The following is a 26600-nucleotide window of genomic DNA, read 5'->3' on the forward strand; positions in this document are numbered from 1 at the left end:
CCACCGGGACGGGATCCTGGCGGTGACGGGGGACGTGGATACGTCCCCGTCAGTTGCCGGCCTGCGTGCCGCTCGCCCGACGACGCAGGAGCCAGGCTCCGCCGACGGCGGACACGGCGAGAACGCCGGCGCCCGCCGCGATCTGGGTGGTGTCAGGACGGACGCTGCCGCCTACACCAGTTTTGACGTGCCCGGAGGGCTCGAGGGGGGAGTCGGAGCCGTCGCCTCCGTTGTCACGGCCGCCTTCGTCGCCCCCGTTGTCGCGGCCGCCGTCGTCGTTCCCGCCGTTGTCGCGTCCGGAGCCGTTGCCGTTGTCGCGTCCGTTCCCGTTTCCGTTTCCGTTCCCGTTGTCGCGTCCGGACTCGTTTCCGTTGTCGCGTCCGGAGCCGTTGCCGTTGTCCCGTCCGTTCCCGTTCCCGTTCCCGTTCCCGTTGTCGCGTCCGGACCCGTTGCCGTTCTCCCGCCCGGACCCGCTCCCGCTGTCGCGCCCCGTAGGGGAGTCGTCTTCGGGGGAGGACTGACGACCGAGGATCGTGTCGTCCGTGGAGAGTGCGTCCAGTGGGCTCTCGTTCCCGAAGAGGTCCCCGTTCCCGGTGAGCAGCGAGTCGAGGGAAGGAATCTTGCCCCCGCCGCCCCGGTCGTCGCCGGGGGCGTCGTCCTGTCCGCCGACCTTCTCGGTGGCCTGACCTCCGGCCTGCCCGGTGTCCGCAGCTCTCACCGCGAGAGCTCCTGTGGCCTCCTTTCCGTTCTCACAGGACACACCGATGCTGTACGGCCCCGCATCGGCTGCCTCGGGCACCTTGAACGTGCCCACGAGTACCTGCTTGCCGGTGGCCGGCGCCAGCGTGAACTGCCCTGCCTCCAGGGAGTTCGCATCCCCGACGGCCCTTGCGCCACTTCCACAGGCGGCGGTGTTCACCACCACCGTGGTGCCCGGAGCCGCGGTCGCCGGGGATATCTCCAGCGCGCCGAGGTCGCCTGCATACGCCGGCGATGCGGCGGTGGAGAGGCCGAGCGCGGCAACGGCGAGTGCCGCAGCGGCGGTGCCGTTCACGAGGCGGGCAGGACTGCGCATGGGGGATTCCTTTGAGCGACGGCGCTGGCTGGTGTGTCCTGACTCCGAGCTAACGGTCGGCCTGCCCCCCATGCCTGCTGACGTCGAGTCAGCTTTCACTCGATCGGTCCGGTCCCGCTTCCTTGCCGATCGGTGTTTGTGCAGGTCAGTGCCCCGTTGAAAGGGGTTCGTCCCGCCTTGCGACACGCCGTGCCGATTGGGTGACGAGTTCTGGGGTGCGAGTGGTGTACGTCACACGCATGACTTCGCCGGCCCCGGGCACACGACATCACACCCCCCCACGGGTCGGCTCTCCCCCCTGCCGCCCGGCCGCTGCCCTCGCCGGGCCCCGGGGGCCGGCGAGGGCGGCTCCCTCTGTACTCCGGGGCGGGGGTGAGCGGCCTCAGACGGTGTCCCGGGGTGCGCCCTCGTATGCCAGCCCCACTCGCTTCATCAGCTCCTCATCGACGGTGAACTCCGTGTCGTCGATCCGCCGGACCGGGGCGATGCCCTGGGAGTTGGTGAGGAACGCCGACCGGAAGGCGCCGATCCCGTCCAGCGTCACCGGCCGCCGTACCGACGTCAGTCCGGCGCCCGGCAGTTCCTGCTCCAGCAGGGCCATGGTGATACCGAGAAGTGATGGCGCGGCGGGCCAGACCACCGAAGTGCCGTCCCAGAAGGCGATGTTGGTGATCGCGCCCTCGGTCACGGCCCCGTCCGGAGCGGTCAGCAGTGCCTCGTCGAAGCCCGAGCGCTCGGCGAGCCGGCCGTAGTAGGTCTGGCCGAATTCGCCCGGACGCTTGATGTGCGGCACGGTGCGGACGTACGGGACGGACATCAGGCTGTGGGGCGCGGGGGACTTCCGGGCCGGCTCGCGCACGGTGACCATGACCGTCGTCTCCGTGTCGCCCGGCGGCAGGAAGGCGTACACCCGGGTCGAGGCGTCCTGCGTCTCCGCACCGGCCAGCGCGTGCCGGATCAGTCCGCGCACCCGGTCTCCGTCCAGGCCGTGGCCGAACAGCTCCCGGTTCGCGGCGGCGAGCCGGTTCAGGTGCAGGGTGAGGCCCCGTACCCTCCCGTCCCTGACCTGCATGGCCGTGAAATGGCCGAAGCCGGAGAAGGCGGGGATCCGGAGATCCGCTTCCGTGGCTGCGTGTCCGTTGAACTCGACGTACGGCGGCGGCTGCGGTGCAGGGGTCGTCATGTGCTCCACCGTATGCCGGAGGGTGTGCGGAAAGGCAGGCGGAGAGCTTGACCTCAACTTTGGTTGAGATACGAGTCTCGGTGCATGGACCTCATCACGTCTCCCGTATCCGACGCATCCGTCACCACTGCGCCCCTGAAGGTCGCGGTCATCCTCGCCAGCAATCGCGAGGGCCGGTTCGCCCCGGTGGTCGCCGACTGGTTCCTCTCCCGCACGGCGGACCACCCGGACGTCGAGACCGACCTCGTCGACGTCGCCGCACTCGATCTCCCGACGGCTCTCGGCCACCGCCCCGGCCCCGACGCACAGGCGCAACTGGCCGAGGTGTCAATTCGGTTGGCTGCCGCCGACGCCTTCGTCGTCGTCACTCCCGAGTACAACCACTCCTACCCGGCCCCGCTGAAGAACCTCATCGACGGGTATCGCGCCGAATGGCAGGCCAAGCCCGTCGCCTTCGTCTCGTACGGGGGAGTGTCCGGCGGTCTGCGGGCCGTCGAGCACCTTCGCCAGGTCTTCGCCGAGCTGCACGCCGTCTCCATCCGCGACACCGTGTCGTTCCACAACGCGGGCGCCCTGTTCGACGACGAGGGCAGGCACCGGGACCCGGCGGGTGCCGATGCGGCGGCGAAGACGCTGCTCGACCAGCTCGTCTGGTGGGGGCGGACGTTGCGGGACGCCAAGGCGGTACGTCCGTACGGTGGCTGACGGGCCGCCCTGTGGCTGCAGGTCCCGGAGCGATCACCCGCTCCGGGACCTGCTCCGGGTCAGGCGACCGAGACGGCCGACCAGGCCGCGGCCACCGCGTTCTGCTCGGCGCTGCCCGCGCCGTACAGGTCCTTCGCCGCGTTGAGCGTCGCCGTACGGGCGCCCGCGTACTTCGTCGAGGACGTCATGTAGACGGTCAGTGCCCGGTACCAGATCTTGCCGAGCCTGTCCTTTCCGATGCCGCTCAGCGTTGCGCCGTTGCACGTGGTGCCGTTGTGCTGGACGCCGCCGATGACCTTCGGGCCGCTGCCCTCGGCGAGCAGATACGCGAAGTGGTTGGCCACACCGGACGAGTAGTGCACATCGAGATTGCCGACCGAGGAGCTCCAGCAGTCCGCCGAGTTGCCGTCCTTGGAGGGCTGGTCCATGAACCGCAGCGCGGCCTTCCCGAAGCCGGGCTTCACGATCTTCTCGCCGATGAGGTAGTCGCCCGGGTCCTGCGGGTTGTTCGCGTGGAACTCCACCAGCGTGCCGAAGATGTCGGAGGTGGCCTCGTTGAGACCGCCCGACTCACCGGAGTAGGTGAGGCCCGCCGTCGTGGACGTCACGCCGTGCGACATCTCGTGCCCGGCCACGTCCAGCGCGACCAGGGGACCGAAGGTCGAGCCGTCGCCGTCGCCGTACGTCATGCAGAAGCAGCTGTCGTCCCAGAAGGCGTTGTTGTAGTTCTTCCCGTAGTGCACGCGGTTGTAGGAGCCCTTGCCGTCCCCGGCTATGCCGTTCCGGCCGTGCACGTTCTTGTAGTAGTCCCAGGTGCTGTCCGTGCCGTACTGGGCGTCGACCGCCGCCGATGCGCGGTCGGAGGTGGTGCCGGTGCCCCAGTGGTTGTCGGCGTCGGTGAACAGCACCGCGGGCGCCCGGCTCCAGCAGATGGTGAGGATGCAGCCGTCGGTCTTGTTCTGCGCGTCCCCGGAGTACGTGTTGCCCCGCGTCGCGTCCTTGAGCTGGTACGTCGCCCCGGACAGGGTCGTCTCCAGTGCGACCGTGCCGCTGTACAGCGAACGGCCGTCGCCGGACGCCGTCTCCACGCTGTCCCAGGCGTCGATCTGGCGGCCCGTCCGCGCGTCGGTGAGCACGACGCGGGCGACCGGGTTGCCCAGCGAGTCCTTGCCCGCCGCCTCGGTGCGCCAGGCCAGCTTGGGTGCGCCGTGCAGGGCGTCCACGACGAGCTGCGGCCGGGCGGCGACCTTGGTGAGCTGCTCGCCGCGGTGGGCTGTGCGCAGGGCGGCCGCGCCCAGGTCGGCGGCGCCCGAGGCGGACAGTGACGGTGTCACGGTGGGGACGGCGAGATCACCGCCGACGGCCCGGTCGGCGCTGCGGTACGCCCCGCCGGGTGCGAGATGGACGATGAAGTCGCCGCCGAGGACGGGGAGATGGCGATAGGTGCGGTCATAACGCACATGCTGGCTGCCGTCCCTGTCGACGACCACATCGCGCACCGCGGTGTCCTGGGAGCCGGTGAGGCCCAGGGCGGTGGCGTGCCCGATGAGCGCGGCCGCGGCGTGTTGGATGGCGGTGTCGCGGCTCGGGGCCGGGTGACCGGCCGCGGCTGCGCCCGCGGTGGCGGTGAGGGTGGAGGCCAGCAGAGTGGCGGCGGCCGCGGCTGCGCCGAGCAGGGTGAGGCGCGATGCATGCCGAATCGATCTCATCGGACTCCTCGGAGTGCGTGGGGGGACGAAGGCTGGTCCGGGCTGCGGTTCTGAGCCCGCCTCAGATTTAAGGGTGCATGACATGTCATGTCCATACCGCGACGCTGGTGGAGGGCGACACGGCACCGAACCGCCCCGACAATCGACGAGAAGGACACGCCACAGGCACAAGATCCGAAGAAACAAGAGCCGAAGAGCTGAGGAGATCCGACGGTGACGACGCCGGCATGGCTGACAGTGATGACCACCACGGACAGCGAGGAGAAGGCCCACGACCTCGCCCAGGGCGCGGTGGAGGCGCGGCTCGCGGCATGCGCGCAGATCTCCGCGCCCGTCACCTCCGTCTACCGGTGGCGGAACGCCATCGAGACCACGGAGGAGTGGCAGGTGCTGTTCAAGACGGTGGCCGAGCGCTACGACGAGCTGGAGGAACACCTTCTGGCGGTGCACGACTACGAGACCCCGGAGATCATCGCGACGCCGGTGGTGCGGGGAAGCGAGCGCTACCTCGCCTGGGTGACCGCGGAGACGGTCCCGGTCACGGCCCTCTGACCATGCCGCCGACCGACCCCGAACTGCCCTTCTTCGTCTACGGCACGCTGCTCCCCGGCGAACGCAACCACGACCTGCTCCTCCGCGACCGCGCGGTCGCCGAACAGCCGGCGGTGCTGCCGGGTGCCCTGCTGTACGACGGCCCCGGCTACCCGTACGCGATCGACGGCCCCGGCGCCGTGCGCGGCACGCTCGTCACGGCCGCGCCCGCCGTGTACGCGGAACTGCTCGTCCTCCTCGACCGGCTGGAGGAGTACGGCGGACCGGGGCACCCGCGCAATCTCTACGAGCGGGTCGCCCGCGAGGTCCGCCTCCCGGGCGCGGTCCCGCCCGCCCCCGCAACCGCCCGCGCCTGGGTCTACCTCGCCGCCGCCCCCGTCACCCGCTCCCTGCGCACCGGCGGCATCCCCATCCCCGGAGGCGATTGGCTCACCCGGCGGCCGCCTCCACACGCACCGCGCACACCTTGAACTCCGGCATCCGCGACACCGGGTCCAGGGCCGGGTTCGTCAGTGTGTTGGCCCGGCCCTCACCCGCCCAGTGGAACGGCATGAAGACGGTGTCCTGCCGGATCGTCCCGGTGATCCGGGCCGGCGCCACCGCCCGCCCCCGCCGCGAGGTCACCGCCACCGGATCGCCCTCGGCCACCCCGATCCGCTCGGCGAGCCGCGGATGCAGCTCGACGAACGGCCCGGGGGCGGCGGCGTTGAGCTCGTCGACCCGGCGGGTCTGCGCCCCCGACTGGTACTGGGCGACCACCCGTCCGGTCGTCAGCACCACCGGATACTCCCTGTCCGTCTCCTCGGCCGCCGGACGGTGCGTCACGGGTACGAACCTCGCCCGCCCGTCGCCCGTCGCGAACCGGTCCAGGAACAGCCGCGGCGTACCGGCGTGTCCCTCGTCCGGACACGGCCAGAACACCCCGTCCTCCGCCGCGATCCGCTCGTAGGTGATCCCCGCATAGTCGGCGGGACCGCCCGCCGAGGCTCGCCGCAGCTCGCCGAAGACCTCCTCCGGGTCGGTGGGGAACCCCTTGCCGTGCCCGAGGAGCGCGGCCAGCCCGTGCAGGACCTCCAGATCGCTGCGGACGCCGTCCGGCGCGGTGACCGCCCGCTGCCGCAGCAGCACCCGGCCCTCCAGATTGGTCGTCGTCCCGGTCTCCTCCGCCCACTGCGTCACCGGCAGCACCACATCGGCCAGCGCCGCCGTCTCCGACAGCACCACGTCCGCGACCGCGAGGAAGTCCAGCGACCGCAGCCGCCCTTCCACATGCGCGGCGTGCGGCGCCGACACCACCGGATTGGACCCCATCACCAGCAGCGCCCGCACGTCCGTCCCCAGCGCGTCGAGGAGTTCGTACGCACTGCGTCCCGGCCCCGGCAGCGAGTCCGGGTCGACCCCCCACACCCCGGCCACATGGCGGCGCGCGGCCGGGTCGGTGAGCTTGCGGTAACCGGGCAACTGATCGGCCTTCTGGCCGTGTTCACGGCCGCCCTGGCCGTTGCCCTGCCCGGTCAGGCAGCCGTATCCGGACAGTGGTCTGCCCGCCCGGCCGGTGGCCAGGCAGAGGTTGATCCAGGCGCCCACCGTGTCCGTCCCCTTGGACTGCTGCTCCGGTCCGCGCGCGGTCAGCACCATCGCGTTCCGCGCATCGCAGAACATCTCGACGGCCTCCCGCAGCTGTGGCACCGGCACTCCGGTCAGCCGCTCCACGAGCTCCGGCCACTGCGCCATCACGGCGGTCCTGGCCTCGTCCCAGCCACGCGTCCGGTCGCGTACGAACTCCTCGTCCACCCGCCCTGTCGCGACCACCAGATGCAGCATCCCGAGCGCCAGCGCCAGGTCGGTGCCTGGCCGGGGTGCCAGATGCAGATCGGCCTGCTCGGCGGTCCGGGTCCGGCGCGGGTCGATGACGATCAACCGGCCTCCGTTCTCCCGCAGTTCGGTCAGATAACGCAGTGCGGGAGGCATCGTCTCGGCGAGGTTCGACCCGACGAGAATCACGCAGCCGGTGCGCGCGATGTCCTCCAGGGGGAACGGCAGCCCGCGGTCGAGGCCGAAGGACCGCTGGTGCGCGGCGGCCGCCGACGACATGCAGAAGCGCCCGTTGTAGTCGATCTGCGAGGTACCGAGCACCACCCGGGCGAACTTCCCGAGCGCGTACGCCTTCTCGTTGGTGAGGCCGCCACCGCCGAACACCCCCACCGCGTCGGGCCCGTGCACGGATCGGGTACGGCCGAGTCCGCCGGCGATCCGTTCCAGCGCCTCGTCCCAGCCGGCCGGCTCCAGCTCGCCACTGCCGGGATTGCGTACCAGCGGTCCGGTCAGCCGTACGCGTGAGGACAGCACGGCGGGCGCGGTCCGGCCCTTGCCGCACAGGGCGCCGCGGTTGACGGGGAAGTCGGGGCGCTCGAGGACCTCGGCCACCGCACCGCCGTCGGCCGGTCGCAGATTCATCCCGCACTGCAGCGAGCAGTAGGGGCAGTGGGTGGCGGTGGGAGCGGTCTCGGTGCGGGTCATGGGACCCAGCGTGCGAGCCGGGTGTTACGGAGGCGCCCGCGACCGGTTACGCCACCGGAACGTGCACCTCAGCCTGCGTGCACGGGCCCGGTGAGGTCGGCGCCCACCGGCCCGTGGGGCCGGCCCGCACCGAAGCGGCGAGGCGGGCCGCGGCTCCCCGCCCGCCGGCCGCCCGGTGCCTCATCGCCCGCCCGTCGCCAGCGCCTCCCCGACCCCGGGCTCCCGGGGCCCCAGGAAGTGCGGATCCGGCTTGAACACCGCGTCCAGCGCCGCCTTTCCCGCCGCGAACACCTCCCGCGTCCCGCCGTAGTACCAGGTCGCATCGTGCTTGGCGTCGACCCCGACCCCGTACGCATCGATCCCCGCGGCCCGGCACAGCGCGATCGCCCGCCGGATGTGGAACCCCTGGCTCACCAGCAAGGCCCGGTCCACCCCGAAGATCTTCTTGGCCCGCACACAGGAGTCCCAGGTGTCGAACCCGGCGAAGTCGCTGACGATCCGCTTGTCCGGCACCCCGCGCACCACGAGATACGTCCGCATGGCATCCGGCTCGTCGTACTCCTTCCGGCTGTTGTCACCGGTCACCAGCACGACCCTCACCTTGCCGTCGCGGTACAGCCCGGCGGCCGCGTTCAGCCGGTTCGCGAGATACGGCGACGGCTTCCCGTCCCACAACCCGGCCCCGAACACCACGGCGACCTGCTGCGCGGGCGCGTCCGCGGCCGTTCGGACCCGGGCGCCGGCCACGGAGTACATCCACGTGGCCGGTGCCAGCCCCAGCACACACGCGGCCATCACCCCCTGTACGAGGCGGCGTTGCCCACGCCGCGTGCGCGGCAGCCGGGGCCGCAGCCGTCCGGGCCGGCCCATCCATCGCGGCCACTTACCTCGCATCGGAGCCCCTTGGTCGGTGTCATCGCGTCACCTGGTCGGACGAGTACCGGGGCAGAAGGGTTCTCCGCCCCGCGCCTTTTTCCGCCGGCGCCGTCTGCCGTGCTGCCGGGCATCATGGGCCCATGAACCGTCCGAGTTCCCCCGCAAGCACCGGCACCGGCACCGACGGCCGGGTGACCGTCGCCTCGTACGTGAACACGAAGGGCTGCCCGCGCCCGGCGGCCGCCGTCCGCGCCTGACTGCGGGACCGGGGCATCGACCGGATGCCGTTCCCCCTCGACGACGTGCGCTGCGACCTGGCCTGCGGCCCCGGACCGGACGGGCGTTGGCGTGGCTGGATCACGGTCCGCGTCCGGGCAGCCGCGCTGCGACCGCTGGGGCTCCACCCGGACCAACCCGGGTCACAGCCGAGAGCGCCGTCGCCGCCGCGCCGGTGGCATGCGGCGGCGGAGCGCGTCGTACGCCCACCGGGTGCGGACCGCGCCCAGTAGCATCGGCCGATGCTGCTACCCCGGCTGATCGCCTCCGATCTCGACGGCACTCTTCTGCGCCGCGACGGCTCCCTCTCGCCCCGCACCCTCCGCGCCCTGCGCTCGGCCGAGAGCGCCGGCGCGGAGGTCGTCCTCGTCACCGCCAGGCCCCCCAGGTTCGTCGACCGGATCGCCGAGGCGACCGGGCTGACGGGGACGGCGGTGTGCAGCAACGGCGCCCTCGTCTACGACATCGGGACGCGTACGGTCGTCTCCTGGCGTGCCCTGGCCGTCAGCGTCGCCCAGCGCGTGGCCACCGCACTCGCCGTCGTTCTGCCCGAGGTGGGTTTCGCGCTGGAGACCGGAAACCACATCCTGTACGAACCGGCGTACCGGCTGCGCATGTCCGAGGACATCGATGCCGAACGGCCCGTGCCGTCCCTGGCGGATCTGTGGCTGACCGACGTACCCGTCACCAAGCTCCTCGCCTGGTCGGCCCGGCTCGACGCGGACACCCTGCTGGCCACGGCCCGGCAGGGGGCCGGCCCGGCGGGCAGTGACGTGCAGTTCACCCACTCCGGCGGGCGCGGGCTCCTGGAGATCAGCGCATCCGGTGTCACCAAGGCGGGCACCCTCGCCGAACTCTGCGCCGGACGCGGCATCGACGCCACGGAGGTCATCGCCTTCGGGGACATGCCCAACGACCTGACGGTCCTCGACTGGGCGGGCACCGGCTACGCCATGGGCAACGCCCACCCGGACGTGCTCGCCGCCGTACCGTCGCACACGGTGTCCAACGAGGAGGACGGCGTCGCCCTCGTCCTGGAGCGGTTCTTCGGACCGCCCACCGCGCCGTGAGCGCACAGCAAACACCCGTCACCCGTGCGCAACGACCCGGCAACCTGCGCCCGTCACCATCGGTCCATGACGGAGTCGGCATCGGCACAGCCCCGTGAATCCCTGCCTCTCGACAGCACAGCGCAACTGTTGACCCGCATCACCGCACAGCTCGGCACCCAGCTCAGCCATGTCTCCCTGAACGGAACGCGCAGACCCATGCACCACCGCACCGGCCGGCCCGCACCGAGCACCACCCCGCCCCCGGCACCCGCGCTCGTCGCCGTGGCCCACGGCAGCCGGAACCCGCAGGCGCTGCGCACGGTCACGGAACTGCTGGAACGGGTACGGGAGCTGCGCCCCGGCCTGGACGTCCGGCTCGGCCACATCGAGCTGAACGAACCGCTCCTGCCGTCGGCCCTGGCCGGCCTGGGCTCCGGTGACGCCGTCCTCGTGCCGCTGCTGCTCGGCCGCGGCCACCACGTCAAGCGCGACATACCCGCGGCGGCGGCCGCCGCCGCACCCGCCCTGCGGGCCACGATCGCCGCGCCGCTCGGCCCGCACCCGCTGCTCGTCGAGGCGCTGTACGGGCGGCTCGTCGAAGCCGGCTGGCCGGCCGGGGAGACCGGCGGCCGCAGCTCCGCCGTGGTCCTCGCCGCCGCCGGATCGCGCGATCCCGACTCGGCCGCCGACACCCGCCGTACCGCGCGGATGCTCAGCGAACGGCTCGGCGGGGTGCCCGTCGTCCCGGCGTACGCCTCCGCCGCCACACCCACCGTCCCCGTCGCGGTGCGCGCCCTCGCCGCCCGCGGCCGCAGCCAGGTCGCCGTCGCCTCGTACTTCACCGCGCCCGGCCGCTTCGCGGCGGCCGCCGCCGCTGCCGCCCCCGGTGCCGCGGCGGCCCCGCTCGGCGCGCATCCGGCGATGGCACGGCTGCTCCTGCGCCGGTACGACCAGGCGCTGGCCGGTGTGCTTCCGGCATCTGAAGCAGGGAGGAACAACCATCTCCTGGCGTCCGCCTGAGCCGTCCTGTCGGTCCGGCCGTTTACTGTCGGGACCATGGACGGTACGCGGGGCACACAGGAAAACGGCACCGCGCCCTATGGCGCGGCCGACACCGAGCGCTGGGACACCGAACCCGACAAACGGCCGGGCCGCACCGCGTTCCAGCGGGACCGCGCCCGCGTGCTGCACTCCGCCGCGTTGCGCCGGCTCGCCGGGAAGACCCAGGTCGTTACGCCGGGCACCCGCAGCCTCGCCTGGGACGCCAGCCCCCGGACCAGGCTCACCCACTCCCTGGAGTGCGCCCAGGTCGGCCGGGAGCTCGGCGCCGCGCTCGGCTGCGATCCCGACCTGGTCGAGACGGCCTGTCTGGCGCATGACATGGGCCACCCGCCGTTCGGGCACAACGGCGAGCAGGCGCTCAACGACTTCGCCTCGGACTGCGGCGGCTTCGAGGGCAACGCGCAGTCGCTGCGGCTGCTGACCCGGCTGGAGCCGAAGCGGTTCGTGCGCGACGTACAGAGCGGTGAGCTGGCCAGCGTCGGGCTCAACCTGACCCGGGCGGCGCTCGACGCCGCCACCAAGTACCCGTGGCCGCGCGGCGGCCACCCCAACGGGCCCGGCTCCCCGAAATTCGGGGTGTACGAGGACGACCTGCCGGTCTTCGAGTGGGCCCGCACGGGCGCCCCGCGACACGGCAAGTGCTTCGAGGCCCAGGTGATGGACTGGTCCGACGACGTCGCGTACTCGGTGCACGATTTCGAGGACGGGCTGCACGCCGGTCACATCGATCCCAACTGCCTCTTCGCCGAGCCGGAGCGCCGCGACATCTGGGAGGTGGCGATCGGGCGGTACGTGCCGCCCGACACCGACCCGCAGGAGCTGGCCGAAGCCCTCGACCGGCTCATCGGCCAGGAGTGGTGGCCGCACGGCTACGACGGGTCCGCCGTCGCCCAGGCCCGGCTGAAGGATGCGACGAGCCAGCTGATCGGCCGGTTCTGTCTCGCCGCCGAGACCGCGACCCGGGAGGCGTACGGCTACGGCCGCCTCGGGAGGTACAGGGCCGAACTCGTCGTCCCGCGCGAGGCGCGCAACGAATGCGCGGTGCTGAAGGCGGTCGCCGACCGCTATGTGATGCAGCGCGCCGAACAGGAAGCGATCCGCGCCGATCAGCGGATCGTCATCGCGGAGCTGGCCGCCGCGCTGACCGCGCGTGCCCCGGAAGGGCTGGAACCGCAGTTCCGCGCGCTGTACGACCACGCCCGCGACGACCGGGCCCGCAAGCGCGTCCTGGTCGACCAGATCGCTGCCCTCACGGACGCCTCGGCCCGCTCACTGCACGCCTCCCTCACGTCGCGGGGCAAGTGAGGGGCGCTCCACCGCGACCGCCTCGGACCACCGCCGGGGTGAGCCCCGCCGTCGCGTCCCCTTGTCCGGCCGCCGGACAAGTCCTGGCGCCGTGGGGCGCGGCGGGGGCGGCCCCGCACGGACACAGGTGATGTGCTGGGAGCACATGCCGCGCCGGGCGGGTCCGCGGCTGCGTCCGCGGCCCTGCTCATCGCGGCGCCGGCCACGGTCGGCACCCCGGTCTCCGGCCACCCCGGGTGACCTGATCGGGGTACACCCTCTTTCGCCATCACGCTGCGTGCGGGACGCTCGCAGTTGGCGGCGCCGCGCAGCAAGCACCGAGGAGGCATCAAGTGGTCGACGCACATCGGACGTTCGTCATCGTCGGCGGGGGACTGGCAGGAGCCAAGGCGGCCGAAACGCTCCGTTCGGAGGGTTTCAGCGGCCGGGTGATCCTGGTCGGCGATGAGCGTGACCATCCGTACGAACGGCCTCCCCTCTCCAAGGGCTATCTGGCCGGCAAGGAGGCCCGGGACAGCGTCTTCGTCCATGAGACGGCCTGGTACGCGGGCGCGGACGTGGAGCTCCACCTCGGCCAGCCCGTCGTCGGTATCGACCGGGGCGCCCGCTCCGTGGAGCTCGGCGACGGCACCGTCATCCACTACGACAAGCTGCTGCTCACCACCGGCGCCGAACCGCGCCGCCTGGACATCCCCGGAACGGACCTGGCAGGTGTCCACCATCTGCGCCGCCTCGCCCACGCCGACCGTCTGAAGAACGTGCTGTCCGCGCTCGGCCGCGACAACGGCCATCTGGTGATCGCCGGAGCCGGCTGGATCGGTCTGGAGGTCGCGGCGGCGGCCCGTGGATACGGCGCCGAGGTCACCGTCGTCGAACCGGAGGCGACCCCGCTGCTCCGGGTCGTGGGCCCCGAGCTCGGCCAGATCTTCACCGAGCTCCACAGCGACCACGGCGTCCGCTTCCGCTTCGGTGTCAGGCTCACCGAGATCGTCGGCCAGGACGGCATGGTCCTCGCCGCCCGCACCGACGACGGCGAGGAGCACCCCGCCCACGACGTCCTCGCCGCGATCGGTGCCGCCCCGCGCGCCGCCCTCGCCGAAGCCGCCGGTCTCACGCTCGCCGCCCGCACCGACGGCGGCGGCATCGCCGTCGACGCCTCGCTGCGCACCTCCGACCCGGACATCTACGCGGCCGGGGACGTGGCCAATATGCAGCACCCCCTGTTCGGTACCCGGCTGCGGGTCGAGCACTGGGCGAACGCGCTGAACAGCGGCCCGGCCGCGGCCCGCGCCATGCTCGGCCAGGACGTCGGCTACGACCGTGTGCCGTACTTCTTCTCCGACCAGTACGACCTGGGGCTGGAGTACTCGGGCTGGGCGCCGCCGGGCTCGTACGACCAGGTCGTCATCCGCGGCGACGCGGGCAAGCGGGAGTTCATCGCGTTCTGGCTGAAGGACCGCAGGGTGCTGGCCGGGATGAACGTCAATGTGTGGGACGTCACCGAGACCGTGCAGGAACTGATCCGGACAGGCGGACAGGTCGACCCGGACGTGCTCGCGGATCCGTCGGTACCGCTGGAGTCCCTGATCTGAGCCGCCCGCCGGACGGCGTTCGCACCGCGTTCCCCGCCGCCGGACGGTCGTGATCATGGTCCCGTCCGGCGTCCGCGTCGCCGACCGTGCCCCCGCGCCGCTCGTCCTCCCCCGTAGACTTCACCCGTGGCAGGCAGGATCAATGACGACGATGTGAAGGCGGTACGGGACGCGGTCCCGATCGACGCCGTCGTTTCCGAGTACCTCCAGCTGCGGAACGCGGGCGGAGGCAACCTCAAGGGTCTCTGCCCGTTCCACGACGAGAAGTCGCCCTCCTTCCAGGTCAGCCCGAGCAAGGGACTCTTCCACTGCTTCGGCTGCCAGGAGGGCGGCGACACCATCGCGTTCGTGATGAAGATCGACCATCTCTCCTTCTCCGAGACGGTCGAGCGGCTCGCCGCCAAGGCGGGCATCACCCTGCGTTACGAGGAGGGCGGCTACAACCCCTCCCATCAGCGCGGCGAACGCATCCGGCTGGTCGAGGCGCACAAGATCGCGGCTCAGTTCTACGTCGAGCAGCTGGACGGCCCCGAGGCGGAGATCGGCCGGAAGTTCCTCGCCGAGCGCGGCTTCGACCAGGCGGCGGCCGCCCACTTCGGCGTCGGCTACAGCCCGGCCGGCTGGGACCACCTCACCCGCTACCTCCGCGGCAAGGGATTCAGCGACCGGGAGCTCATCACCTCCGGACTCTCCCAGGACGGCCGTCGCGGCCCCATCGACCGCTTCCGCGGCCGGCTGATGTGGCCGATCAGCGACACGTCCGGCGAGGTCGTCGGCTTCGGCGCCCGCAAGCTCCGCGACGACGACAACGGGCCGAAGTACCTCAACACCCCCGAGACCGCGATCTACAAGAAGTCGCAGGTGCTCTACGGCATCGACCTCGCGAAGAAGGACATCGCGAAGGCCAGCCGCGCCGTCGTCGTCGAGGGCTACACCGACGTCATGGCCTGTCACCTCGCCGGCGTCACCACCGCCATCGCCACCTGCGGCACGGCCTTCGGCGGCGACCACATCAAGATCCTGCGCCGGCTCCTGATGGACAACGGCAGCGCCCGCGTGATCTTCACGTTCGACGGTGACGCGGCCGGCCAGAAGGCCGCCCTGCGCGCCTTCGAGGACGACCAGAAGTTCGCCGCGGAGACGTACATCGCGATCGCCCCGGACAACATGGACCCGTGCGATCTGCGCCTGGTCAAGGGCGACGAAGCCGTCCGCGACCTGGTCGAGCCCCGCACGCCGCTCTTCGAGTTCGCGCTCCGCCAGATCGTCGGGCGGTACGACCTGGAGACCCCGGCGGGCCGCGGCGCCGCACTCGACGAGGCCGCCCCCGTCGTCGCCCGGATCAAGAACAGCTCCTCGCAGCACGAGGTCGCCGTCCAGCTGGCCGGGATGCTCGGCATCCTCGACACCCAGTTCGTCGTCAAGCGGGTCGCCCAGCTCGCCCGCTGGGCCCGCGACCGCGGCGACCGGGGCCCCGCGCCCGCCTCCTCCCGCACCGGCCCCCCGCAGCACCAGCAGGTCCGGCCCACCGCCGGCCCCTCGGGCCCCGCACTCAATCTCCGCAGCCCGGCCCACCGCACCGAGCGCGAACTGCTCAAGCTCGCCCTACAGCGGCCCGCCCTGGTCTCCCCGGCCTTCGACGCCTACGGGGCCGACGAGTTCACCGCCCCGCCGTACGCGGCGGTGCGCCAGTGCATCGCGGAGTCGGGGGGCGCCGAGCAAGGCCTCGCCGACACCCGCGAGTATCTGGTCGGCATCCTCGACGCCGCCCCCAACGACACGGTGCGCAAGCTGGTCACCGAGCTCGCCGTCGAGGTCTTCCACGGCAAGTCCATCGACGAGGCGTACGCGGGCGAGCATCTGGTCAAGGTGCGGCTGCGCGCCGTCGACCGCCGCATCAACGACGTCCAGGGCAGCCTCACCCGCCTCGGCAGCAATGTGGCCCCCGACCATCTGGCGGCCGCGCAGAACGAGGTCTGGGTCCTCCAGCAGTACGCCCAGTCCCTGCGGAACAACGGCGCCGACGCGCTCTGACGCGCCCGCGCCCCTCACGGACCCCGCTCCGGGCCCGCGGACCCGGTCCCCATGCGTAACGGCCTCCCGTAACCGACCGGTCACGGAACGGACTCAGAAAGTCCGCGCACGCCCCTCGTGGCGGCGATGTGTCTTCCCCCACACTGGGTGGCGGTGCCTGAGTCATCGGAGCGCGGTCGGCCCACCGGACGGTGGGCCTCCCATCCCCGCGATCCGGCAGCGATCACCTGGAGGTCGCCCCCGTGCAGACCCGGACCGTGACCACAACCGAGCGTGTCTCGGCCGTCCCCGCGCAGAACCGGGCCACGCGTCATCCGGAGGCGGCGGTGGACCCACCGACACCCCACGAGCCCGAACCGCCCGAGGCGGCCGTCCCGGAAGACGCCCTCGTGGAGGAGCAGGCGGAGGTGCCCGAACTTCCGGAGCCCCGTGGCCGCCCCGACACCGGCGGCCCGTCCTCCGACCTCTTCCGTCAGTACCTGCGGGAGATCGGACGGGTCCCGCTCCTCACCGCCGCCGACGAGGTGGAGCTCGCCCGCCGCGTCGAAGCCGGCCTGTTCGCCGAGGAGCGGCTCGCGTCCACCCCGGACCCCGACTCCCAACTCGCCGTTGATCTCGACCGGTTGGTGGTCATGGGGCGGATGGCGAAGCGCCGCCTGATCGAGGCGAACCTGCGGCTCGTCGTCTCCGTCGCCAAACGCTACGTCGGCCGCGGCCTGACCATGCTCGATCTGGTCCAGGAGGGAAACCTCGGACTGATCAGGGCCGTCGAGAAGTTCGACTACGCCCGGGGCTACAAGTTCTCGACGTACGCGACCTGGTGGATCCGGCAGGCCATGTCCCGCGCCCTCGCCGACCAGGCACGCACCATAAGGGTCCCGGTCCACGTCGTCGAGCTGATCAACCGCGTCGTGCGGGTCCAGCGCCGGATGCTCCAGGAGCGCGGCTACGAGCCGACGCCCGAAGAGGTCGCCGCCCAGCTCGATCTGACGCCGGAACGGGTCGGCGAAGTGCTGCGGCTCGCCCAGGAACCCGTCTCGCTGCACGCGCCGGTCGGCGAGGAGGACGACGTCGCGCTCGGCGACCTGATCGAGGACGGGGACGCGGCGTCCCCCGTGGAGTCCGCCGCGTTCCTGCTGCTGCGCGAGCACCTCGAAGCGGTGCTCTCCACCCTGAACGAGCGCGAGCGGAAAGTGGTCCAGCTGCGCTACGGGCTGGCCGACGGGCGGCCCCGCACACTCGAAGAGATTGGCCGGATCTTCGGCGTGACACGCGAACGCATCCGCCAGATCGAATCCAAGACCCTCAACAAGCTGCGGGACCACGCCTTCGCCGACCAGCTCCGCGGCTACCTGGACTGAGGACGTACCGAAGCGGTCAGTCGACCTCGGCGACCGCCTGCGCGAACTGCGCCGTGTACAGCCGGGAGTACGCCCCCTGCGCATCCAACAGCTCGTCGTGCGTGCCCTGTTCGACGATCGCCCCGTTCTCCATCACCAGGATGACGTCCGCATCCCGGATGGTGGAGAGCCGGTGCGCGATCACAAAGCTCGTACGGCCGTGCGCGAGGCGGGCCATCGCCTTCTGGATCAGCACCTCGGTACGGGTGTCGACGGAGCTCGTCGCCTCGTCGAGGACCAGGATCACCGGGTCGGACAGGAACGCCCGCGCAATGGTGATCAGCTGCTTCTCGCCCGCGCTGACCCCGGTCCCCTCGTCGTCGATCACCGTGTCGTAACCGTCCGGCAGCGTACGGATGAAGCGGTCGGCGTGGGCCGCCCGGGCCGCCTCCTCGATCTCCTCCCGGGTGACCTCGCGCGCAGCGCCGTACGCGATGTTGTCCGCGATCGACCCGCCGAACAGCCAGGTGTCCTGCAGGACCATGCCGATTCCCGACCGCAGCTCGTCGCGCGACATCTTCGCCACGTCGACCCCGTCGAGAGCGATCCGGCCGCCCGTCACGTCGTAGAACCGCATCAGCAGGTTGACCAGCGTCGTCTTGCCGGCACCGGTCGGGCCGACGATGGCGACCGTGTGGCCCGGCTCGACGTTCAGCGACAGGTTCTCGATGAGCGGCTTGTCCGGGTCGTAGCGGAACGACACCTTCTCCAACGAGACGCTGCCGAGCAGCTCCGCCGGGCGCGTACCCGTCTCGGGGTCGGGATCCTGCTCCTCGGCGTCCAGCAGCTGGAAGATCCGCTCGGCCGAGGCGATACCCGACTGCACCAGGTTCGCCATCGAGGCGACCTGCGTCAGCGGCATCGAGAACTGCCGCGAGTACTGGATGAACGCCTGCACGTCACCGATCGACAGCGCACCCGACGCCACCCGCAGCCCACCGACGACGGCGATCAGTACATAGTTCAGGTTCGACACGAACATCATCAGCGGCTGCATGACCCCGCTGTTGAACTGCGCCCGGAAGCTCGCCTCGTACAGTGCGTCGTTCTGCTCGGCGAAGTCCTTCGCGGACTCCTCCTGCCGCCCGAAGACCTTCACCAGGGTGTGCCCGGTGTACATCTCCTCGATGTGGGCGTTGAGCTTGCCCGTCACCTTCCACTGCTGCACGAACTGCGGCTGCGACCGCTTGCCGACCTTCGTCGCCACGACCACCGACAGCGGCACCGTCACCAGCGCGACCAGCGCCAGCAGCGGCGAGATCCAGAACATCATGATCAGCACGCCGACGATGGTCAGCGCCGAGTTGATGAGCTGCCCCATCGTCTGCTGCAGCGTCTGCGAGATGTTGTCGATGTCGTTCGTCGCCCGGCTGAGCACCTCGCCGCGCTTGGCCCGGTCGAAGTAGGACAGCGGCAGCCGCGAAAGCTTCGACTGGATGTCCTCGCGCAGCTGGAACACGATCCGGTTGATCACCCGGATCGACAGCCGCGTCGACACCAGCATCAGCAGACCGGCACCGACGTAGACCGCCAGTGCCGTCAGCAGGACGTTGCCCACCGCATCGAAGTCGATGCCCTGGCCGGGGGTGAAGTCGACCCCGGAGAGCAGGTCGGCCAGGCCGCCGTTGGTCTTGCGCAGGCCCTCGACGGCCTGCTCCTTCGTCGTCCCCTCCGGCAGTCGCCGGCCGATGACCCCGGCGAACACCAGGTCGGTGGCCTTGCCGAGGATCTTCGGCCCCACGACCGAGAGCGCGACGCTCAGCACGCCGGCCGTCAGCATCACGTACAGCGTGGTCTTCTCCGCCGCGAAGCGCCGCAGCAGCCGCTTCGACGACCCCTTGAAGTCCATGGACCGGTCGGTCGGCGCCCCGCCCGCCATCATGCGTCCGCCAGGCCCGGCCATTACGCGGCCTCCGCTTCCGTCAGCTGGGAGAGCACGATCTCCCGGTATGTTTCGTTGCCGTCCATCAGCTCGTGATGGGTGCCGGATCCGACGACCCGCCCCTCGTCGAGCACCAGGATCCGGTCCGCGTCACGGATGGTGGACACCCGCTGCGCCACTATCACCACGGTCGACTCGGCCGTCTCCTGCGCCAGCGCCCCGCGCAGTGCGGCATCCGTCGCGTAGTCGAGCGCGGAGAACGAGTCGTCGAAGAGATAGATCTCCGGCCGCTGCACCAGCGTCCTCGCGATCGCGAGGCGCTGCCGCTGTCCGCCGGAGACATTGGTGCCGCCCTGCGCGATCGGTGCGTGCAGGCCGTGCTCCAGCTCCTCGACGAACTCCTTGGCCTGCGCGACCTCCAGCGCGTGCCAGAGCTCCTCGTCGGTCGCGTCCGGGTTCCCGTACCGCAGGTTCGTCGCGACCGTCCCGGAGAACAGATAGGGCTTCTGCGGAACCAGGCTCACCGTCTTCGCCAGCAATGCCGGCTCCAGCGTCCGCACGTCCGTGCCGTCGACCAGCACCTGGCCGTCGGTCACGTCGAAGAGCCGCGGCACGAGCCCGAGCAGCGTCGACTTCCCGCTGCCTGTCGACCCGATGATCGCCGTCGTCTCGCCGGGCCGCGCCACCAGATCCACCGACCGCAGCACCGGCTCCTCGGCGCCCGGGTAGCGGAAGTCCGCACCCCGCACCTCCAGATGACCGTGGGCGCGCAGCTCCCGCACCGGTGCGACCGGCGGCACCACGCTCGAATCGGTCTCCAGGACCTCCTGGATGCGCTCGGCGCACACCTCGGCACGCGGCACCATCATGAACATGAAGGTCGCCATCATCACCGACATGACGATCTGCATCAGATAGGAGAGGAACGCGGTCAGCGCGCCGATCTGCATCCCGCCGCTGTCGATCCGGTGCGCTCCGAACCAGACCACGGCGATCGACGACACGTTCACGACCGTCATCACGGTCGGGAACATCAGCGCCATCAGGCGCCCGGTGGAGAGCGCCACATCGGTCAACTCGGTGTTGGCGCCGTGGAACCGCTTCTCCTCGTACCCGTCGCGGACGAAGGCGCGGATGACCCGGTTGCCGGTGATCTGCTCGCGCAGCACCCGGTTCACCGTGTCGAGCCGCTCCTGCATCGTGCGGAACAGCGGCCGCATCCTCCTCACGATGAGGCTCACCGCGATGCCGAGCACCGGCACCACCGCGAGCAGCACCGCCGACAGCGGAACGTCCTGGCCGAGCGCCAGGATGATGCCGCCGACACACATGATCGGCGCCGAGACCATCATGGTGAACGTCATCAAAACCAGCATCTGGATCTGCTGGACGTCATTGGTCGTACGGGTGATCAGCGTCGGTGCGCCGAAGCGCCCGATCTCGCGTGCCGAGAACGACTGCACCCGGTCGAAGACCGACGCCCGGACGTCGCGGCCCAGGGCGGCGGCGGTGCGTGCGCCGTAGAAGACGGCCCCCATGTTGCAGACGACCTGGGCGATGGAGACGGCGATCATGATGCCGCCGTACTCCAGGATGTAGCCCGTGTCCCCCTCGACGACACCGTTGTCAATGATGTCGGCGTTCAAGGAGGGGAGATAGAGGGTGGCGCAGGTCTGCAGCAGCTGGAGCGCCACCAGCAGCACGATCGGTTTCTTGTACGGACCGAGATAGGCCCGCAGGAGTTTTATGAGCACGCGTGTCTCTCGGAGTCGGCAGGTGGGTCGGGAACCGACTTATTTTCCGGCACGGCACACCGCGGTCGCGAACGATTTTCCTCAAGCCCAGGTCAAAATCGTGACCCGGTCATCCACGGCCGCGCTCCATGTCACCGAGAGCGCCGGGCTCAGAGCGCGGAGCCGAACGCCCCAGGGTGGATCTGGTCCCGCGTCGCCCTGTACTGCTGCCGCACCGCCTGGCCGACCGGCAGATCCTCACCGGGCTCCAGCACCTGCGCCGCCGCACCCTGCCAGGCCGGCGGAGTGTGCGGGTCGAGCCGCCCCTGCGAGACCCCGAGCGCCCAGGCCGCCTGCCGGGCCGCACCCAGCGCCGCGTACTCGGCCGGCTGCGGCACGACGACCTGCGCACCGAACAGCGCGGGCGCAATCGCCTGCACCGCCGGCAGCTCGGCGGCCGCCCCCAGCAGGAACATCCGCCGCACCTCGACCCCACGGCCGCGCAGCACGTCGAGCGCGTCGGCCAGCGAGCACAGCATCCCCTCGAACGCCGCCCGCGCCAGGTGTTCCGGCTTCATCGACTCGCGCCGCAGTCCGCTCAGCGTGCCCGCCGTGTGCGGCAGCTGCGGGGTGCGCTCGCCCTCCAGATACGGCAGGAGCACGAGTCCGGAGGAGCCCGGCGTCGACTTCAGAGCCAGCGCGGACAGCTCCTCCAGATTCTCCAGACCCAGCATCTCGGCGGTGCCCCGCAGCGCCCGTACCGCATTGAGCGTGTGCACGACCGGCAGATGCATCCCGGTGGCATCCGCGAACGAGGTGATCGTCCCGGACGGATCGGCCAGCGCCTCGTGGTGCACCGCCATCACCGACCCCGAGGCCCCCAGCGACACCACCGCGTCGCCGGCCCCGACCCCGAGCCCGAACGCCGCGGCCATCGTCTCGCCGGTACCTGCCGAGATCAGCAGGCCCTCGGGCGTCGTCCCGGCAGCCTCGGCGGGACCCAGCACCTCCGGCAGCGCGGCCTGCTGCCCGAGGGCGAGCTCCACCAGATCGGGCCGGTACGCACCGGTCCCCGCCGACCAGTACCCCGTCCCGGACGCGGCGCCCCGGTCGGTGGTCCGCCGGTTCGGCCGGCCCAGCAGCTGCCACACCAGCCAGTCGTGCGGCTGCAGCACCGAAGCGACCCGCTGAGCCGCCTCCGGCTCGGTCCGCGCCAGCCACCGCAGCTTGGCCACCGGCTGGGCGGCCTGCGGTACGGACCCGACCGCCTCGGCCCAGGCCTGCCGCCCGCCGAGCCCGTCGATCAGGTCGGCCGCGGCGACCTGCGCCCGCTTGTCGTTGCCGAGCAGCGCCGGACGTACGAGGTTGCCCTGCCGGTCCAGCGGCACCAGACCGTGCTGCTGCGCGGACACCCCGATGGCCTGCACACCTTCGAGCAGCCCGCCGGTGGCCGCCTCACCGAGTGAGAGCAGCCACACCTGCGGGTCGGCCTCGGTGGCCTTCGCCTCGACGGGATGCGCCGCGTACCCCTGCCGGAGTACGGCACCCGTGTCCGCATCGCAGACGACGATGTGTGTGAAGGCCGAGGAACTGTCCAAGCCGGCGACTATGCCCATGATGAAGATTCTGCCGCACCGGCGGAGCTTTCCCGTACGGACGGCGGGCCGTCGCCCCTGTCACGTGTTGCTGGTGCCCCAGTCGTCCTCGAGGCCCTGACCCCGTTCCCGCACCGACCGCACCCGGGCGGCCACCGACGCGGGCACCTTGTCACCGACCTTCACGCTCACCGCGTGGTACGCCTTGCCGGCGAACTCGCGGCTGCTCTGCGCCGCGGACTCGGCGGTATTGCGCACAGCCGGGTTCTGGGCGAACTGGCGTGCGGACTTCTTCAGCTGTTCGTAGCGCTCGCGTCCGGCCCGTGTGCCGAGTACGTAACCGAGGGCCAGTCCGGCGATGAACGTGAGCCGGTACCGCATGGCTGCCACCCTTCTCCTGCTCCCGTGCTTGCTGCGGAATGCTGCGTGCGACGTGTGCTGCCCGCCTACCCGTCGGCACCCGAGATCACCCGGGGAGATACCGATTGGCGGAGCACCCCCCTGCTTGCGCTAATGTATGTGTCGCAGCGAACGCGCGCCGCCCGGCAGCAGCCAGGCAGGTAGGGTTCGGTGCAAACGCAGCAATCCCCTGTAGCTCAATTGGCAGAGCAGCCGGCTGTTAACCGGCAGGTTACTGGTTCGAGTCCAGTCGGGGGAGCGCGATCCCCTGTAGCTCAATTGGCAGAGCATTCGGCTGTTAACCGGAGGGTTACTGGTTCGAGTCCAGTCGGGGGAGCAGAACGGAAGAGGACCCTTCGGGGTCCTTTTTCGTGTGCCGGGCCGGAGGCCGGTTCGCAGGCCGTTCCGGACTCTTTTGCATCTTCTTCGCGGTGTCCGGAACCGGGCGGCGAGCAGCGAAGTCCTCATGGTCAGGCGAAGCCGACCATCCGGAGCGGGAGATCGTATGACCGGCTATGCTGCGGCAGACGGCGCGCACACATGTACGCGCCACGCCGAAAAGGGGCGGTAGCTCAGCCGGTTAGAGCAGCGGACTCATAATCCGTCGGCCGTGGGTTCGAGTCCCACCCGCCCCACCACGACGGCCGCAGTGCAGGATCGTTCCAGCCTCTTGGGACAAGGATGCACGTGCGGCCGCGTCAGGCGTGCAGGACACGCCAGGGAGTGTGCGCAAGCCCCCCGTCGGCCCCCGAGTTGATCGATCAGAGCGTGGCGGAGCTGCGTTCGCAGGGGTGTGGTGTGCCGGGTCGGTCCCGGCGTTGATCGATCAGAGCGTGGCGGAGCTGCCTTGGCAGGGGTGTGGTGTGCCCGGTGGGTCCCGGCGTTGATCGATCAGAGTGTGGTGGAGCCGCGTTCGTAGGGGTGCGGTGTGCCCGGTCGGTCTCAGAGTTGATCGATCAGAGGTGCGGAGCTGCGGTCGCAGCGGAGCGGAGCGCCCGGTCGCAGCGATACGGCAGCCCGAGAGCGAACCGGTCTTCGCGGGGGTGGTCGCCACCGTCAGCCCCGGTACGGATGTGCCCAGTTGTGCCTGTGAGCTGCACAGACAGCCGTTTCGCGGCTGAGAGTCACCCCGTACGAAGCTCCGGAAATTTACGGTGTTCTACGACTTTTGCCCGAATTCGTACGCGTACGACTTGTTGGTCCCGTTGAGGCGTCGTAGTGTCGATAGTGCCGCGGCAGAAACAGGGAGCGGCATACCAAACTTCCCAAAGGAGGCGAAGATGAACGTTCGTGACATCTTCCGCCATGGGGGTGGCAGGGATCGCTGGGGCGGCTGGGGCGGCTACGGCGGTTACGGTTACGGCTACGGACGCGGCTTCGGACGCGGCTTCGGACGTGGCTACGGACGCGGCTACGGACGTGGCTACGGACGCGGCTTCGGACGCGGCTTCGGCCGTGGCGGCTACGGCTACTGACCCGCCCACCCAGAATCCCGAAAACCCCAAAACCCCTACACGAGGCTGGCCCGCGCAATCGCGCGGGTCCGCTTCGTGGTTTTGGGGCCCGCGCCCCAGAGGCCTCCCGTTCGGACCATGTCGGCCTGCGGCCTCTGGCGGGCGCTCCTCAAGGCTTGAATCACGACGGCATCACAGTTCGCGCCGCGATCCGGCCCGATCCGGGAAGAGGCTCTGGCGGCGGTCCGCATTCCGCACTTCTCAGTGATGTGAGGCCCATGCGTCTTCTCGGCCCCCTTGCGCGCCCCGACGAGCCGCCCCCGGAATCGGTGACGGACGTTCCGATCCGTACCGACCCCATCAGCGTGGTGCGGTCGTTCCGGCGGTTCTGGCCGCTCACCTACGGCGACCGGCGCTGGCTGCTGCTCATCTGCGTCCTGGCCATGGTCTCCGCGGTCGCGGAGACCATCACCATCCTTCTCTTCGCGGACCTGACCGACAACGCTCTGCAGCAGGGATCCGTCAGTGCCTTCTGGAAACCTGCTGGTCAGTGGCTCACCGTGGCCGTCATCGGTGGGATCGTGGGGTATCTGTGCAGCTCGCTCGCGGTCTGGACCGCCGAACGCTTCGTGATGCGGCTGCGGGCCAAGGTCTTCAGTCATCTGCAGACGCTGCCGCCCCACTTCTACCAGCGCAATCGCCGCGGTGACCTGGTCGAGCGGCTCACCGGCGATGTCGAAGCCATCGAAGCCCTCGTGGTCTCCGGCATCGTCGGGGCTGCGACCGCTCTCTTCAACGCCGTCTTCTACGCTGCCGCAGCTGTGTGGCTGAGCTGGAGGCTGGCCCTCGCCACCTTTGCCATGGTCCCCCTCTTCTACCTCACCACCCGCCTGTTCACGGGGCCGCTGCGCGCGGTGTCCCGGCGCGGACGTGCGGCGGACGGTGCCATCACCGCCGTGGTCGAGGAGACGTTGGTCAACGTCGTCATGACCCAGGCGTACAACAGGCAGCAGGACGAGGAGGAGCGGCTCCTCGGCAAGGCGCGTGCCCGGTTCAAGGCGGCGGTGACCGGCACCCGGCTCGCCGAGCTCTACGAGCAACTCGTAGAGGTTCTCGAAACCGTGTGCGTCCTGGCGATCATCGGCCTGGGTGCGTGGCAGATCTCCACGGGACGGATGACGATCGGGCAGCTCCTCGCCTTCGCCGCCTTCGTCGGTTCCCTCTACCCGCCGATCCGCTCGCTGGGCCAGCTCGGTCTGACGGCCACCGCCGCGACCGCCGGAGCCGAGCGGCTTCTTGAGATCCTCGACACCCGGCCCACCGTCACCGACCCGGGCGCGTCCGTCGCGACGCCCGCCCGGCCGCGCGCGATCGGTCAGGTCGAGGCGCGGCAGGTCGACTTCCGCTACCCCGGCAACCATGAGCCCGTTCTCCGGGAACTCTCGTTCACCACAGTCCCCGGCGAACTGCTGGTCATCACCGGTCCCAGCGGCGCCGGCAAGTCGACGCTGGCCGCTCTGCTGCTCAGGTTCTACGACCCGGACTCCGGCAGCATCCGGCTGGACGGCGTGTCCGTGGACCAACTGCCGCTGACGTATCTGCGCCAGAACATCACGCTGCTGCCGCAGGACACCCTCGTCCTGCACGACACCATCGAGGAGAACATCGCGTGCGGGCGCACCGATGCGACCCACAGCGATGTCGTGGAAGCCGCTCGCGCGGCCGACGCGCACACCTTCATCCGTGCCCTCCCCGACGGCTACGACACCGTGGTCTCCCCGGGCACATCCCGGCTCTCCGGAGGCCAGCTGCAGCGCATCGCCATCGCCCGTGCCATGCTCCGCGACGCGCCCGTGCTCCTTCTCGACGAGCCCACCACGGGCCTCGACGCCCTGGCGGCGCAGCGCATCCTCGGCCCGCTGCGACGCCTCGCCGAAGGGCGCACCACCATCGTCATCACGCACGACCTGGCGCTCGCCGCCGACGCCGACCGCATCCTGGTGCTGGACGAGGGCCGTCTGGTGGAGTCGGGCACGCACGCCCAACTGCTCGGCCGAAGCGGTCTGTACGCCACGCTGTTCGACGCCAAGCCCAGCCGGAACGGCACCGTCAATTCCAAAGCCCGGCATGCCCGCCCGTCCGGAATCCACTGGCGGTAGGTGCGGCAGCAGCTGCTCACGCGCGGGCCGTTACCAT

At 70.9% G+C, this 26600-nt stretch carries 20 protein-coding genes and 3 tRNA genes; 14 read left to right on the top strand and 9 right to left on the bottom strand.

Annotation, left to right across the window (positions count from 1 at the left end; translation table 11 throughout):
- Positions 1 to 49: 49 nt before the first annotated feature.
- Complete coding sequence (locus tag OG878_RS26810; RefSeq protein ID WP_328891541.1) at positions 50 to 1075, bottom strand: hypothetical protein; 1026 nt, start codon at positions 1073 to 1075, stop codon at positions 50 to 52.
- Between the two features lie 382 nt (positions 1076 to 1457).
- Entirely contained in the window at positions 1458 to 2258 is an 801-nt protein-coding gene (locus OG878_RS26815) for an aminotransferase class IV family protein (RefSeq protein ID WP_328889144.1), read from the bottom strand.
- Positions 2259 to 2342: 84 nt separating this feature from the next.
- On the opposite strand from OG878_RS26815, the gene OG878_RS26820 reads away from it, so the two are divergent.
- Positions 2343 to 2963: an NADPH-dependent FMN reductase gene (locus tag OG878_RS26820; protein WP_328889145.1), complete on the top strand. Its 621-nt coding sequence runs from the start codon at positions 2343 to 2345 to the stop codon at positions 2961 to 2963.
- Positions 2964 to 3022: 59 nt separating this feature from the next.
- On the opposite strand, the gene OG878_RS26825 is transcribed toward OG878_RS26820, so the two are convergent.
- On the bottom strand, positions 3023 to 4672 hold the full coding sequence (locus OG878_RS26825; RefSeq protein ID WP_328889146.1) for a M4 family metallopeptidase: 1650 nt from the start codon (positions 4670 to 4672) through the stop codon (positions 3023 to 3025).
- A gap of 240 nt (positions 4673 to 4912) precedes the next feature.
- Here OG878_RS26825 and cutA point away from each other — a divergent pair, with 240 nt between their 5' ends.
- Positions 4913 to 5224, top strand: a complete 312-nt coding sequence (cutA, locus tag OG878_RS26830) for a divalent-cation tolerance protein CutA (RefSeq protein WP_328891390.1) — start codon at positions 4913 to 4915, stop codon at positions 5222 to 5224.
- 2 nt (positions 5225 to 5226) lie between these two features.
- Positions 5227 to 5694 carry a gamma-glutamylcyclotransferase family protein gene (locus OG878_RS26835; RefSeq protein ID WP_328889147.1) on the top strand — a complete coding sequence of 156 codons (468 nt, stop codon included), beginning with the start codon at positions 5227 to 5229 and terminating at the stop codon, positions 5692 to 5694.
- Here the strand turns inward: OG878_RS26835 and OG878_RS26840 are convergent.
- Together OG878_RS26840 and OG878_RS26845 are read right to left on the bottom strand one after the other, a co-directional pair.
- Positions 5654 to 7744, bottom strand: coding sequence for a molybdopterin oxidoreductase family protein (locus OG878_RS26840; RefSeq protein ID WP_328889148.1), 2091 nt, complete (start codon positions 7742 to 7744; stop codon positions 5654 to 5656). The two genes, OG878_RS26835 and OG878_RS26840, sit on opposite strands and share 41 nt — an antisense overlap.
- Before the next feature lie 180 nt (positions 7745 to 7924).
- On the bottom strand, positions 7925 to 8638 hold the full coding sequence (locus OG878_RS26845) for a SanA/YdcF family protein (RefSeq protein ID WP_328889149.1): 714 nt from the start codon (positions 8636 to 8638) through the stop codon (positions 7925 to 7927).
- Positions 8639 to 9153: 515 nt separating this feature from the next.
- On the opposite strand from OG878_RS26845, the gene OG878_RS26850 reads away from it, so the two are divergent.
- The 6 genes from OG878_RS26850 to OG878_RS26875 all read left to right on the top strand — a co-directional run bounded on the left by OG878_RS26850 (position 9154) and on the right by OG878_RS26875 (position 17302).
- Complete coding sequence (locus tag OG878_RS26850; protein ID WP_443049270.1) at positions 9154 to 9966, top strand: Cof-type HAD-IIB family hydrolase; 813 nt, start codon at positions 9154 to 9156, stop codon at positions 9964 to 9966.
- 66 nt (positions 9967 to 10032) lie between these two features.
- Positions 10033 to 10968 (top strand): sirohydrochlorin chelatase, encoded by a 936-nt coding sequence (locus OG878_RS26855; RefSeq protein ID WP_328889151.1) that lies wholly within the window; start codon positions 10033 to 10035, stop codon positions 10966 to 10968.
- A gap of 36 nt (positions 10969 to 11004) precedes the next feature.
- Complete coding sequence (locus tag OG878_RS26860) at positions 11005 to 12315, top strand: deoxyguanosinetriphosphate triphosphohydrolase (RefSeq protein ID WP_328889152.1); 1311 nt, start codon at positions 11005 to 11007, stop codon at positions 12313 to 12315.
- 332 nt (positions 12316 to 12647) lie between these two features.
- Positions 12648 to 13907 carry an NAD(P)/FAD-dependent oxidoreductase gene (locus OG878_RS26865; RefSeq protein WP_328889153.1) on the top strand — a complete coding sequence of 420 codons (1260 nt, stop codon included), beginning with the start codon at positions 12648 to 12650 and terminating at the stop codon, positions 13905 to 13907.
- Between the two features lie 126 nt (positions 13908 to 14033).
- Complete coding sequence (dnaG, locus tag OG878_RS26870; protein ID WP_328889154.1) at positions 14034 to 15941, top strand: DNA primase; 1908 nt, start codon at positions 14034 to 14036, stop codon at positions 15939 to 15941.
- Between the two features lie 227 nt (positions 15942 to 16168).
- Positions 16169 to 17302, top strand: coding sequence for an RNA polymerase sigma factor (locus tag OG878_RS26875; protein WP_328891391.1), 1134 nt, complete (start codon positions 16169 to 16171; stop codon positions 17300 to 17302).
- Positions 17303 to 17318: 16 nt separating this feature from the next.
- Here OG878_RS26875 and OG878_RS26880 read toward each other — a convergent pair whose 3' ends face one another.
- The 4 genes from OG878_RS26880 to OG878_RS26895 form a co-directional block, all read right to left on the bottom strand.
- The gene (locus OG878_RS26880) at positions 17319 to 19244 is read right to left on the bottom strand and encodes an ABC transporter ATP-binding protein (protein ID WP_328889155.1); all 1926 of its coding nucleotides are present in this window, start codon (positions 19242 to 19244) and stop codon (positions 17319 to 17321) included.
- Positions 19244 to 20977 carry an ABC transporter ATP-binding protein gene (locus OG878_RS26885; protein WP_328889156.1) on the bottom strand — a complete coding sequence of 578 codons (1734 nt, stop codon included), beginning with the start codon at positions 20975 to 20977 and terminating at the stop codon, positions 19244 to 19246. The genes OG878_RS26880 and OG878_RS26885 overlap by 1 nt, the downstream gene beginning before the upstream one ends.
- A 149-nt stretch (positions 20978 to 21126) precedes the next feature.
- On the bottom strand, positions 21127 to 22572 hold the full coding sequence (locus OG878_RS26890; protein ID WP_328889157.1) for an FGGY family carbohydrate kinase: 1446 nt from the start codon (positions 22570 to 22572) through the stop codon (positions 21127 to 21129).
- A gap of 60 nt (positions 22573 to 22632) precedes the next feature.
- Positions 22633 to 22932 (bottom strand): YtxH domain-containing protein, encoded by a 300-nt coding sequence (locus OG878_RS26895; RefSeq protein ID WP_328891392.1) that lies wholly within the window; start codon positions 22930 to 22932, stop codon positions 22633 to 22635.
- 204 nt (positions 22933 to 23136) lie between these two features.
- Between OG878_RS26895 and OG878_RS26900 the strand changes: the two genes are divergently transcribed.
- The 5 genes from OG878_RS26900 to OG878_RS26920 all read left to right on the top strand — a co-directional run bounded on the left by OG878_RS26900 (position 23137) and on the right by OG878_RS26920 (position 26563).
- A tRNA-Asn gene (locus OG878_RS26900) sits at positions 23137 to 23209 on the top strand.
- A 5-nt stretch (positions 23210 to 23214) separates the two neighbouring features.
- A tRNA-Asn gene (locus tag OG878_RS26905) sits at positions 23215 to 23287 on the top strand.
- Between the two features lie 224 nt (positions 23288 to 23511).
- Positions 23512 to 23588 (top strand) — tRNA-Ile (locus tag OG878_RS26910).
- 642 nt (positions 23589 to 24230) lie between these two features.
- Positions 24231 to 24425, top strand: a complete 195-nt coding sequence (locus OG878_RS26915; RefSeq protein WP_328889158.1) for a hypothetical protein — start codon at positions 24231 to 24233, stop codon at positions 24423 to 24425.
- Between the two features lie 257 nt (positions 24426 to 24682).
- Positions 24683 to 26563, top strand: coding sequence for an ABC transporter ATP-binding protein (locus tag OG878_RS26920; protein WP_328889159.1), 1881 nt, complete (start codon positions 24683 to 24685; stop codon positions 26561 to 26563).
- Positions 26564 to 26600 lie beyond the last annotated feature (37 nt).

The organism is Streptomyces sp. NBC_00316, from assembly GCF_036158715.1.
Lineage (GTDB): Bacteria > Actinomycetota > Actinomycetes > Streptomycetales > Streptomycetaceae > Streptomyces.